This is a genomic window from Spongiibacter thalassae (genome assembly GCF_012272835.1).
Classification (GTDB): Bacteria; Pseudomonadota; Gammaproteobacteria; order Pseudomonadales; family Spongiibacteraceae; genus Spongiibacter; species Spongiibacter thalassae.
Genome location: NZ_JAAWWK010000001.1, coordinates 140,818 through 152,238, shown reverse-complemented (window position 1 = coordinate 152,238; position 11,421 = coordinate 140,818). Strand labels below are relative to the sequence as shown.

At 53.4% G+C, this 11,421-nt stretch carries 11 protein-coding genes; 3 read left to right on the top strand and 8 right to left on the bottom strand.

The window, feature by feature from the left end; translation table 11 throughout:
* The first annotated feature begins 111 nt into the window (after positions 1-111).
* Both HCU74_RS00650 and HCU74_RS00645 read left to right on the top strand, forming a co-directional pair.
* Positions 112-471, top strand: coding sequence for a hypothetical protein (locus HCU74_RS00650; protein ID WP_168448468.1), 360 nt, complete (start codon positions 112-114; stop codon positions 469-471).
* A gap of 188 nt (positions 472-659) precedes the next feature.
* Positions 660-2,939 carry a TonB-dependent receptor gene (locus HCU74_RS00645; RefSeq protein WP_168448467.1) on the top strand — a complete coding sequence of 760 codons (2,280 nt, stop codon included), beginning with the start codon at positions 660-662 and terminating at the stop codon, positions 2,937-2,939.
* A 138-nt stretch (positions 2,940-3,077) separates the two neighbouring features.
* On the opposite strand, the gene HCU74_RS20235 is transcribed toward HCU74_RS00645, so the two are convergent.
* The 4 genes from HCU74_RS20235 to HCU74_RS20385 all read right to left on the bottom strand — a co-directional run bounded on the left by HCU74_RS20235 (position 3,078) and on the right by HCU74_RS20385 (position 6,759).
* Positions 3,078-3,908 (bottom strand): pirin family protein, encoded by an 831-nt coding sequence (locus HCU74_RS20235; RefSeq protein WP_168448466.1) that lies wholly within the window; start codon positions 3,906-3,908, stop codon positions 3,078-3,080.
* Positions 3,909-3,957: 49 nt separating this feature from the next.
* The gene (locus HCU74_RS00635) at positions 3,958-4,992 is read right to left on the bottom strand and encodes a pirin family protein (RefSeq protein WP_168448465.1); all 1,035 of its coding nucleotides are present in this window, start codon (positions 4,990-4,992) and stop codon (positions 3,958-3,960) included.
* 247 nt (positions 4,993-5,239) lie between these two features.
* Entirely contained in the window at positions 5,240-6,280 is a 1,041-nt protein-coding gene (locus HCU74_RS00630; protein ID WP_168448464.1) for an alpha/beta hydrolase fold domain-containing protein, read from the bottom strand.
* A 218-nt stretch (positions 6,281-6,498) separates the two neighbouring features.
* Complete coding sequence (locus HCU74_RS20385) at positions 6,499-6,759, bottom strand: acyl-CoA dehydrogenase family protein (RefSeq protein ID WP_428480331.1); 261 nt, start codon at positions 6,757-6,759, stop codon at positions 6,499-6,501.
* On the opposite strand from HCU74_RS20385, the gene HCU74_RS19900 reads away from it, so the two are divergent.
* Positions 6,655-6,993, top strand: coding sequence for a hypothetical protein (locus HCU74_RS19900; protein WP_246864387.1), 339 nt, complete (start codon positions 6,655-6,657; stop codon positions 6,991-6,993). The genes HCU74_RS20385 and HCU74_RS19900 overlap by 105 nt on opposite strands.
* Here HCU74_RS19900 and HCU74_RS00620 read toward each other — a convergent pair.
* The 4 genes from HCU74_RS00620 to HCU74_RS00605 all read right to left on the bottom strand — a co-directional run bounded on the left by HCU74_RS00620 (position 6,985) and on the right by HCU74_RS00605 (position 11,343).
* Complete coding sequence (locus HCU74_RS00620; RefSeq protein WP_168448462.1) at positions 6,985-8,025, bottom strand: alpha/beta hydrolase; 1,041 nt, start codon at positions 8,023-8,025, stop codon at positions 6,985-6,987. The genes HCU74_RS19900 and HCU74_RS00620 overlap by 9 nt on opposite strands.
* Before the next feature lie 181 nt (positions 8,026-8,206).
* Positions 8,207-9,337, bottom strand: a complete 1,131-nt coding sequence (locus HCU74_RS00615; protein WP_168448461.1) for an acyl-CoA dehydrogenase family protein — start codon at positions 9,335-9,337, stop codon at positions 8,207-8,209.
* A 7-nt stretch (positions 9,338-9,344) separates the two neighbouring features.
* The gene (locus tag HCU74_RS00610; RefSeq protein WP_168448460.1) at positions 9,345-10,559 is read right to left on the bottom strand and encodes an acyl-CoA dehydrogenase family protein; all 1,215 of its coding nucleotides are present in this window, start codon (positions 10,557-10,559) and stop codon (positions 9,345-9,347) included.
* A gap of 43 nt (positions 10,560-10,602) precedes the next feature.
* On the bottom strand, positions 10,603-11,343 hold the full coding sequence (locus HCU74_RS00605) for an enoyl-CoA hydratase/isomerase family protein (RefSeq protein ID WP_168448459.1): 741 nt from the start codon (positions 11,341-11,343) through the stop codon (positions 10,603-10,605).
* Positions 11,344-11,421 lie beyond the last annotated feature (78 nt).

The following is an 11,421-nucleotide window of genomic DNA, read 5'->3' as shown; positions in this document are numbered from 1 at the left end:
CTATGAGCTTTATTTTGGCCCAATGTTGCCGGTACGGCTGAAATTGTCAGATTGGCGCTTACCTCAAAAATCAAACCAGTCGACTTTATTTCCTCAAAGGGCACTCTGGGGATGATGGACTCCGCTAGTGGCGATATCGAGTCAGCGCTGCCACTACCTACCGTATCCATCGCTAAAGATGCCTACGCGGTGGGCTATGCCGCGGGTATATGGGCCGACGAGCACACGCTGGGCATGGTTCATCGAGTTTGGAGCGTCGGCGCACAGCAGCGCCGAGGCTTACCAAGGAGGGTATTGGCTTTCCCTATTCATTCAGTATTTTTTCTACTTACTCTTATTACGAATTTAACCAGCAACACTAGTAGTTTTACCTATATTTTATTCAACACCTATTTAATATCATTAATCCCACCTAATATTTTCCCCGAGGAAACGCCGCATCCACAAAGGGATGTCAGAACAAAAAAATAAGATACGACGACTGGCTAGACGGTTTTATCCAAAGATTTCGCCATACCCAGATCTCGGGAAAAACCGCTTCTGAATAGCGATCACATGGGAGCTACTGGAGCGACCAGACTCGGAATATCAATGCAAAATAATTCTTACAGCCGAGGGCATATAAGGCCCTCTCATTGCAAATAGTGGAGATTAGTCTCATGAAAACCAGATTTCACACCGCAACCATTGCCGCTGCGATCGCGGCAACCGTTGGTAGCGCACCGCCTGCCATGGCGCAGGTGCTAGAGGAGGTGGTCGTTACCGCCCAGCGCCGGGCTGAAAACGTACAGGAAGTTGCCATTGCGGTCACTTCGGTAAGCACCGAAGAGATGGAGGCAGCCCGCGTTTTCAATATAGAGAACATTTCCGCAGTTTCACCGAGCATTTCGTTCAAGTCGACTCAAAACGCCTCGTCCTCGGGCAATATTCAGATACGAGGAATAGGCACAACCGGTGGTTCTCGCAGCTTTGAGGGTGCCGTAGGCGTATTCGTAGATGGTGTCTATAGAACAAGATCCGGGCAGGCGCTTGCCCAGTTTTTGGATATTGAACAGTTGCAGGTACTCAGAGGCCCACAGGGCACCCTGTTTGGCAAAAACACGGCAGCCGGCGCAGTGCTGTTGGACAGTACCGCGCCCGATATGGATAGTATTCACGGCAATGTAACCGCCGAGGTGGGCAACTATAACCACAGCCTTCTGAAAGGCGCGGTGAACGTACCCTTGGGTGATCGCGCTGCGGCCCGCTTCGCCGCTCTCAAATTTAAGCGTGACGGCTTCTTCGAAGACCCCACTGACGGCGATGATCTGAGCTTCAAGGACGATCTGGGTTTCAAGGGTCAATTCCTGTTCCAACCTACAGATACACTTGAGTTCAAGATAATCGCCGACTACGCAAAAAGCGATGACGATTGCTGCTACGCCACCAACGACGAGATCGATGGTCCGCTTCAGCCACTGATCGACGGGCTGACCGCGGCAAATGGTTCACAAGTCCCCTCAAAAGATCGCGACGCCTATGAAGCGGTGACCAACCCCAATCCCAAAAACGAGGTATCGGATTCCGGTATCGCTGTTTACGCGAAGTGGGACCTGGGTGTCGGAGAGCTCAGCTACGTAGGCGCGAACCGAAAATATGAAGTCGACCAGTTAGTCGACGCCGACTTTAGTGGCGCGGATATTCTGGACATAGATGAGGCCTTTGAGTCCAAATTCACCTCGCACGAACTCACCTTCGCGGGACAGCTGGAAGACGCCATCAAGGCGGATTACCTGTTTGGTGTCTATACCTCCAGCGAAGACCTGGCGATCACCAGAGACGGGCGCCATGGCAGTCAAGCCCAACAGTTCTGGGATGCCGTTTTTGGCGCTCAGGGTGCACCTCCGGGAACCGCGAATGCAGCACCTGGGCTTTTGAACAGCGAAATAATGAAGGGAAGCGCGGACTCTCTTGCTGTATTCACGCACTGGGATATTTCATTGAGCGAGAAGTTCAGCCTTATCCTCGGCGCCCGCTACACCGAGGACAAAAAGGAAGGCAGTCATTCCGAACCCTTCTTCCGCGACCCTCTGTTTGATCCGTTCGCGCTTGCGGGTACGCGCCCAGCCATCGCCTACGACGAAGATTTCGAAGACGAATCTGTTAGCGGAACTGTCACCGTTCAGTATTTCCATTCGAACGACGCCATGATTTATGCAACCTATAACAAGGGCTACAAGGCCGGTGGCGTGAATCTCGATGCCACCGCCGCTGGCACCCCTGGCAGTCCGATAACCGGCGTTCCGGCAGAGGAAGGGAACCCGGTGTACAAATCCGAAACGGTCGAGTCATACGAGCTTGGTATAAAAGCAGACTGGCTTGAGGGGCGCGCACGTACCAACGCTGCCGTGTTCTATAGTGATGTCACAGAACTCCAGAATGCCCAGTTTCTTGGGCTGCGGTTCGCTATACAAAACGCACCCGAAGCCGAAGTGTATGGACTGGAATTCGAAGGGCTTTACCAGCTGACCGATTCACTGCGATTGGCGGGCGGCTTCACTTGGCTACCCACCGCAGAGTTCGGTGACGATGCCTCTCTGGGAGCTCTGGCGGGACGCGACTTTTCGACGGCACCCGAGTGGGCAGCCAATACCGTACTGAGCGGTAGCCACCAGGCCACAGAGAACTTTACTCTGGATTGGAGAACTGAAGTTATCTACAGGGACGAGGTGTTTACCAACACAGACAATAATAATACCCAGGACGCGCTTACACTTGTGAATGCAAGTATTGGCATCGCGCCCAATGAGGCGAACTGGCGTGTTATGTTTTTTGTTCAAAACCTGACAGAGGAAAATTATGTCACGACCCACTTCAATACCCCTCTCCAGGGCAGCGATATAAATGGATACATAGGGGCACCGCGAACGTTTGGCCTGTCCGCCTCACGTGAGTTTTAGCATCTGAGAAGCTAGCGTTTATTGAGGTCTCTCGACTTCCTTTACCGGGCTATTTATAGCCCGGTTTTTTTTGTCGAAGGACATTACACTAATACGGGATAGGTGTTCCGCCCACCCGGGGCTTGAAGCGATGGAGTATTACAACTCCCCAAACAGGCCCTTCTGAAACCGTTCAATTGTCTGCTGCATTTCAGCAGCGCTATTTGCCACGAAAGGCCCATAACGAACCAGCTCATCCCTAATTTCATGGCCGCCCAGCACCAATAATTCACTCTCAGTCGTGCAGCAAATTTCCAGGCTTCTCTCACTATCACCCATCACCGCTAGTTCATTTGCCGCAATGGGGGTACCATTGATGGTGACGGCACCTTCAAGCACAAATGCGCCAAGCGCCTCGATACCTGACAGGATCAGACAAGTCGACCCATTGGCCTTTAAGGAAACACGCATCAGCAAGGGCTCGGCTAACGTGGTCAAAGGGCCTGTAAGACCCGCGTATTGCCCCGCTATAACGCTAATCTCCACGCCACTCTCCACGTATTTTGGAATATCCGCTTGGCGGAAGCTTTTATAGACCGGCTCTGAAGTCTTACTAGCCCCCGGCATATTGATCCATAGCTGTACCGCATGGACACGGCCACCACGCTCCACCAGCGATTTTCCTGGCGCCTCGTCATGGACTATGCCACGGCCGGCACGCATCCACTGTACCTCACCTGGCCCTGTTGTCGCCTTATTCCCAAGACTGTCCTGATGAAAGCCTTCACCATCCAAAAAATAGGAAATGGTCTCAATACCCGCATGGGGGTGAGTCGGGGCGGCCACAGATTGCCCTGCCGGGGCCACTAAGGGACCGATATGGTCGAGTAATATAAAAGGGCCGACGGATTCACAGACCGGCGTAGGAATCGGCCTTGCCACCTTGAATCCTGCGCCTTCAAGGGTTTGCTGTGCCTGGAAAATTTTCACTGTATCGTCCTGCTATTGATTTTGAGATAAGGCCGCTGAATCCATAAATTCAGTCATCCGGATTCAATCCAGTAGGCGGAAATTCCTCTTTACCCCGAATACGAGTAAACCGAGGTTGATCTCGTGAATGGGCGATATCGGGCGCAGGCCAGGGCCAGCCGCCAAACTGGGTCTTTTGATAATCAGCAAACGCTTCCATGAGCTCAGCCCGAGTATTCATAACAAACGGCCCTTGCTGGGCAATAGCTTGGTTGATACTTCGGCCCTGGAGCACCAGCATGTAGCTAGGTTCGCTATGGTTTGTTATCGCAAGCGTTTGCTGCGGTTCAACATCAAAGCAGTAGCCCTGCTCAATGTTCTGTTGGTTAACCCACAGGGACTTTCCCTGATAGTAATACACTCTTCGGTTTACCCCATCCGGGCATGGAGGCATTTGCCACTCGGCATCGGCATCCATACGAATATGCCATATCGCAACGTGATTGCGTTCGTCAGCAGCCCAGGAGTTTGGCGGCGGTCGTAGCGGTGTGGTATCTCCCAGCGCACCAGCGGTAATGTCTACCCGAGTTTCCCGGCTGTGCTCGTCTCTATATGTGTAAACTGGCAAGGATTCGTGCCAGAACATGTTGAAACAAGGTTCGCAGCGCTTGCTTTCCGAGGGGAGATTAAGCCAGATTTGAAACAATTCCAGTGGGTTTTCTTTGTTCTCATGCACAAGGGGAAACATTTCAGAATGTTGGATGCCGTTACCCGCGGTCAACCATTGAACATCGCCGTTACCATAGCGCCCGGTTGCCCCCATCGAATCAAAGTGATCTACGTACCCTCTTTTGGTTATGGTCACCGTTTCAAAACCCCGGTGAGGATGTGCAGGAAAACCGGGCACCGTGTGCCCATGGTACATACGCCAATTGTCGGAGAGAGGCAGGAAGTCCATCCCTAACTGATGCCCCGCAAGGGACGCATTCGGGCCCAGTTGATCGTTACCATTAGGGTAGTGGTCGATATGATGCGCACAAAGCAGGAATGGATCTCGGGTTTGCCACAACAACTGCAGCTTTTGAAGATTTTTAATGGCCGTCATACACTCTCCATCGCTCCTCGAATACCTATCCAGCGATTATTGATTTCACAATGAGGTAAAGGCACCTCCTACTACAGGAACACCCGGAAGGATTGCTGACGCAATCAGCACCTCCACGATTCCAACGGCCTCGGCGCGATGTCCGTCGACGAGAAGTGAGTTGAACGCCCTCCTCAGGAGTTTCGGCGAGAAACAGGCTGATGCCATCGGCATTCAACTGCCCAATCCTCTGCCGTACAAGCGGTATTTACCGTAAATGCTTTAGCAAAAACGCGTTTAGCTCGGCGTAGTGCTCCCTGGACTCAGGGGAATCCCACACTTCCATGTAATCCGCGTGGGACAGCCCCTCATAGATGTGTAAGTCCGCTTCCACGCCGGCCCGACGCAACTTCCTGTGAACCATTACAGTGTCGCTTAATAGAGCATCTCGCGTTCCTGAAATTAAGCAGCCGGGTGGGAAGTTCTCAAAGTCACCACGCAGCGGAGAAACATAGCAGTGTTCTGCCCCCAGTTCACCCGGGTATATTTCTTCGCTGACCCTACGCAGGATGCCATGCCGGGAAACCAACATGCGATCAACGCCCTCGTTAATGTAGTGACTGTCGCCGGTTTTATAGCAGTCTCCGCCCGGAGTACCTGCATAAATCGCACCGGGCAGCTCTAAACCCATGTCCTTGAACTTATGTATTGACCCCAGTGTTAAGCCGCCCCCTGCGGATGTCCCCCCCATAGCCATTGAACCCGCTGAGCGAGATTTCAGTAAATATTTCCACACAGCCGTTACGTCGTTGAGCCCTGCCGGGGCCGGGTGATCGGGAGCCATGCGATAGTCGACAGCCAACACTTTCATTTTAGCGCGGGCGGCGATTAATACCGCCTCGTCATTGCCCGCCATTCCAGCACCCATAATATAACCACCGCCGTGTAGATTGATGAACAAGTGGTTTTCGTGCTGTGGATCAATCGTCTCTGGCGTCAGCCAGTACACATTCACCCCATCAATGGAATCCTGCTCAATAGAAACAGAAAGTGTCGCGGCCGTTTCTTCGACTGAGCGAGCTTTCAGCCTATCCATCTCTTCAGCCCGTTCCATCAATTTACTGATGGACATGAATTTGCAGATCAGCTTGTGGATCGTGGCGCGCATAGTCGGAGATTTTCGCAGCGATTCGCGCATTTCATCGCTAACGCCTTCCGGTAGTGGTAGAGAAGTGAAGATCAGCTTTCGAAGTGCTTTTTCAGACACCGCTTTTAACCAATTTTTTTTATTGGGCTTGTTGTTCTTCATTCTCTTATTCTTAACCTCTTTTAAAGACGTAGTAAGCGATCTACCGAAGCTCGATCATTTCTTTCATGGTAATTAGTAACAGGGACGCAAACAGAGACAGGATCCCTTCAATCCAGGAAGACCAATGCAGAAAAAAACCACATTGAAAAAACAATGATTGAGGCTAGAGGATCGCCTTGGTTCAACTCCTCCACGCCTGCTGCAGGTGAAAATTCACATTACCCAGCAGCTGACCAATGGCAATCAAGCGCTTGACATAGTGCCCAACAATGAGTTCGTCCGTCATCACCATACCGCCATGCGGCTGAACTGCCGCGTCGCCGATTATACGACCGGAATGCCCTGCTTTCGCCTTCAGCAGGTGCAGGGAGCACTTGGAACGTGGACAGGGGCACACCGAATTGCTTGCGGGTATTCGTATACTCTACCGTGGAATCGAGCAGCGCCGCCATGATTTCCACTGCCTCGGCGCAGAGCATCAGCAAACCGCTGTCGACAGCCAGCGCCAATATTGTGTAGCCCTGCCCTGCCTCAGTCAACAGGCACTCAGGACCCAGTTCTACATCGAGACTGATATTGGCGGCGCGGTGTCTGTCGACGGTGGAATAAGAAGTGAGCTGAAGGCCCTCCTTGGGAGTTTCGACGAGAAACAGGCTGATGCCATCGGCATTCAACTGCCCAATCCTCTGCCATACACGCGGTATTTACTGTAAATGCTTAAGCAAAAACGCGTTTAACTCGGCGTAGTGCTCCCTGGACTCAGGGGAGTCCCACACTTCCATGTAATCCGCGTGGGACAGCCCCTCATAGATGTGTAGGTCCGCGTCAACGCCTGCCCGACGCAACTTCCTGTGAACCATTACAGTGTCGCTCAATAGAATATCTCGCGTTCCTGAAATTAAGCAGCCGGGTGGAAAGTTCTCAAAGTCACCACGCAGCGGAGAAACATAGCGATGTTCTGCCCCCAGTTCTCCCGGGTACATTTCTTCGCAAATCCTACGCAGGATGCCATCCCGGGAAACCAACATGCGATCAATGCCTTCGTTAATGCAGTAACTGTCGCCGGTTCTATGGCAGTCTCCGCCCGGAGTACCTGCATAAATCGCACCGGGCAGCTCTAAACCCATGTCCTTGAACTTATGTATTGAGCCCAGTGTTAAGCCACCCCCTGCGGATGTCCCCCCCATAGCCATTGAGCCTGCTGAGCGAGACTTCAGTAAATATTTCCACACAGCCGTTACGTCGTCGAGCCCTGCCGGGGCCGGGTGATCGGGAGCCATGCGATAGTCGACAGCCAACACTTTCACTTTAGCGCGGGCGGCGATTAATACCGCCTCGTCATTGCCCGCCATTCCAGCACCCATAATGTAGCCACCGCCGTGTAGATTGATGAACAAGTGGTCTTCGTGCTGTGGATCAATCGTCTCTGGCGTCAGCCAGTACACATTCACCCCATCAATGGAATCCTGCTCAATAGAAACAGAAAGTGTCGCGGCCGTTTCTTCGACTGAGCGAGCTTTCAGCCTATCCATCTCTTCAGCCCGTTCCATCAATTTACTGATGGACATGAATTTGCAGATCAGCTTGTGGATCGTGGCGCGCATAGGCGGAGATTTTCGCAGCGATTCGCGCATTTCATCGCTAACGCCTTCCGGTAGTGGTAGAGAAGTGAAGATCAGCTTTCGAAGTGCTTTTTCAGACACCGCTTTGAACCAATTTGTTTTATTGGGCTTGTTGTTCTTCATTCTCTTATTCTTAACCTCTTTTAAAGACGTAGTAAGCGATCTACCGAAGCTCGATCATTTCTTTCATGGTAATTAGTACCAGGAACGCAAACAGAGACAGGATCCCTTCAATCCAGGGAGACCAATGCAGAAAAAAACCACATTGAAAAAACAATGATTGAGGCTAGAGGATCGCCTTGGTTCAACTCCTCCACGCCTGCTGCAGGTGAAAATTCACATTACCCAGCAGCTGACCAATGGCAATCAAGCGCTTGACATAGTGTCCAACAATGAGTTCGTCCGTCATCCCCATACCGCCATGCAACTGAATTGCCGCATCGCCGACAAGGCGGCCGGAATGCCCTACTTGCGCCTTCAGCAGGTGCAGGGAGCGCCTGTCGACGCTCCCGCCGGCGGACTGGGACAAAACGACCGTGTCCAACAGCGCACTCGTGCGCTGGTACTCGATGAACATATCCGCCATCCGGTGACGCAGCACTTGAAACGTGGACAGGGGCACACCGAATTGCTTGCGGGTATTCGTATACTCAACCGTGGTATCGAGTAGCGCCTCCATGATTCCCACCGCCTCGGCGCAAAGCATCAACAGGCCGTTGTCGACGGCCTGTATCAATAGCGGGTAGCCCTGCCCCTCTTCCGATAACATGTTCTCAAGGCCCAGCTCTACATCAAACTTTATATTGGCGGCACGGTGTCCATCCACCGTGGGATAAGAAGTGAGTTGAACCCCCTCTCGGTCGGTCTCAACAAGAAAAAGGCTGATACCGTCAGTATCCGACTGCTCTTCAGAGGTTCTCGCCGAGACCAGTAGAAAATCGGCCTGGGGTGCATTCAGCACGCATATCTTCTCGCCCCTCAGCCGATATTCACCTCCCTTCGCAAGCGGCTGGGCGGTCATGTTTACTAAAGCCGGGTTGCCCCGCGACCCTGGCTCCTCCATAGCGAGGGCCCCGATGACCTCACCCGCTATCAAACGGGACAGACACTCCTCCTTGAGGTGCCGGTTCGATCCCTGTGCAATAGCACCTCCCACCATACCCACGGTGCTGGCAAAGGGTTCTACCACCAGATGCTTGCCAAACAGACGCATCATCTCCAGGGTATCTGTGAAAGCCCCACCGATACCGCCGTGTTGTTCGGCGAAGGGAATTCCCAGCCAGCCCAGTTCAGCGAAAGCGCGCCAGTGCTCCCTCGAATAGCCCTCTTCAGAAGCGACAAGCGACTGCCGCGCCGGGAAATCGTATTCATTGTCAAGAAATTGTGCGATGGTGTCGTCGAGCTGTTGTTTGAGCTCCGTATTCAGGGCTGTCATAGTTAACTCAGTTCCTTCCATCCACAATCGCCTTGGCGATAATTTCTCGCTGAATTTCGTTGCTACCACCATAGATGGACGCCGCGTGGTTATTCAGGTACTTGGGCATCAGAGTAAGCGCGTCTTCCGGGCCTATCGGCTCTACACCGCTACCCACTTCCAGTGCCGCCAGCTGCAGCGGCAATGACACCGAACCACACACATCGATGGCGAACTCGCATAAGCGTTGCAGGCTTTCCGTCCAGGCGATCTTGATCAGGGAGCTGTATGGGCCTGATTCCGGGCTGCTTTTGTCAATGCGGAACATCTTATCTTCCAGCGCGTCCACGGTGGCCGCTTCGCGCTGCAGGTCTGCAAAGCGTCGCTGGAAGGCCGAGTCGTCAACGAGCACGCCACCAAAACCATCGCCCATCTCACTCGCCAGGCGTCTGATGCGTTGTAGCTCGTTCTCCATGATGACACCCATGGACAGACTGGAGCCGCGCTCGTGCACCAACAGGTACTTGGCAACACTCCAGCCGTCGTTTTCTTCGCCCAGGCGGTTGCTAATGGGCACGCGCACGTTGTCGAAGAACACTTCGCACTGCTCCGGCACACCGTCCAAGCCGATGATTTCCCGCACTTCCATTCCGGGCAAATCCAGCGAATCGAGCAAGAGAAAGGTAATGCCGCGCTGGGGCTTGCAGTCGAAATCGGTGCGCACCAGCATGAACATGCGCTTCGAGTGGTGGGCGTAGGTTGTCCAGATCTTGCTGCCGTTGATGACGTACTCATCGCCGTCGCGGTCCGCGCGACACTTCAGCGACACCAGGTCAGAGCCGGATCCCGGCTCAGAGTACCCCTGAGCCCAGTACTCTTCGCCGCTGAGAATCCCAGGCAGGTAGCGCTGTTTCTGCTCCTCGGTACCGAATTTCATTAACACCGGCCCCACCATCTGCAGCCCATTGGGCAACAAAAACGGCAGCTCTCTCACTCGGCACTCTTCCTGGAAAATATTCTGCTGCGCCAGGCTCCAGCCCGTACCGCCATATTCCCTGGGCCAGGAAACACCGGACCAGCCCTTGGCGTGCAGCGCTTGCTGGAAGGCCATTGCCTCCGCAAAGGGTGAGAACATACTGGTGGTTTTTTTACCGCCCTCACGAATACGGTCGCTCAATTCCTCGTCCAGGAACTTCGCCACTTTCTGCCGGAAAACGTCAAGTGATTGTGTCTCGTCACTCATTGCTGCATATCCTCATTGCGTGTGGCGGACTTCGCGGGCGGGCTTATTTCTGATTTTTGATGAAGTTGGCGACCCGCTCCTTCGCGTCGTCACAGGCGCCGGGGCTGTTGGCGTATTCATACGACAGGCCCTGGGCCAGCGCCATGCCGTCGGTCTGATTCAAAATATCCTTACACACACGATGGGTGTACCTACTGTTGTTAGCCACTTCTCTGGCGTAGGCGAGGGTCTCCTCTTCCAGCGAGTCGACGGCACAAACCTTCTCGACCAGCCCTATAGCCAAGGCCTCCTGTGCACCCACAAGGCGAGCACTGAACATCATGTCCTTGGCACGGGCGGCACCAACGCGGCGCGGCAGACGCTGCGTCATCCCCCACACGGGACTCAGGCCCCATTTACTGTGGGTGTCTGCCAAACGTGTATCCTCATCAATAAAGATCAGGTCACAGGCGAGGATCAACTCCAGCGCACCGGTGAAACAATACTTGTGCACTCGAGCGATAGTCGGCATTGGCAGGGCTGCCAATTGCTCCAACACCTTGGCCTCGAACTCGGCGTGATCCGCCTCGGCGCCGGCATCAATGTCATTCAGATCATGGCCTGATGAAAATGCCCTGCCGGCACCACACAGGATCACGCAACCCACATCCTCGCGGGAAGCCAGGTCGGCCACAGCGCTTTCCAACTCTTTGAACACATCGTAATTCAGAGCGTTCATCACCTCGGGACGATTTAATGTCAGGGTGGCAATGCAGTCGCTAATCTCGACAAGAAGGTTGCTCATATTGTTACTCGCTTCACTCTGTAAATTACGTATATTTAAATTACGCTGCTCTCTTTATCCTGCTTGGTTCAGCGCGAT

Excerpts from the sequence above, each read along its gene's own strand:
- HCU74_RS20385 (WP_428480331.1), bottom strand. The coding sequence starts at position 6,759 with ATGCTCTGCGCCGAGGCAGTGGAAATCATGGCGGCGCTGCTCGATTCC.
- HCU74_RS00610 (WP_168448460.1), bottom strand. The coding sequence starts at position 10,559 with ATGAGTGACGAGACACAATCACTTGACGTTTTCCGGCAGAAAGTGGCG.
- HCU74_RS00650 (WP_168448468.1), top strand. The coding sequence starts at position 112 with ATGATGGACTCCGCTAGTGGCGATATCGAGTCAGCGCTGCCACTACCT.
- HCU74_RS00620 (WP_168448462.1), bottom strand. The coding sequence starts at position 8,025 with ATGAAGAACAACAAGCCCAATAAAACAAATTGGTTCAAAGCGGTGTCT.
- HCU74_RS00645 (WP_168448467.1), top strand. The coding sequence starts at position 660 with ATGAAAACCAGATTTCACACCGCAACCATTGCCGCTGCGATCGCGGCA.
- HCU74_RS00635 (WP_168448465.1), bottom strand. The coding sequence starts at position 4,992 with ATGACGGCCATTAAAAATCTTCAAAAGCTGCAGTTGTTGTGGCAAACC.
- HCU74_RS00630 (WP_168448464.1), bottom strand. The coding sequence starts at position 6,280 with ATGAAGAACAACAAGCCCAATAAAAAAAATTGGTTAAAAGCGGTGTCT.
- HCU74_RS00605 (WP_168448459.1), bottom strand. The coding sequence starts at position 11,343 with ATGAGCAACCTTCTTGTCGAGATTAGCGACTGCATTGCCACCCTGACA.
- HCU74_RS00615 (WP_168448461.1), bottom strand. The coding sequence starts at position 9,337 with ATGACAGCCCTGAATACGGAGCTCAAACAACAGCTCGACGACACCATC.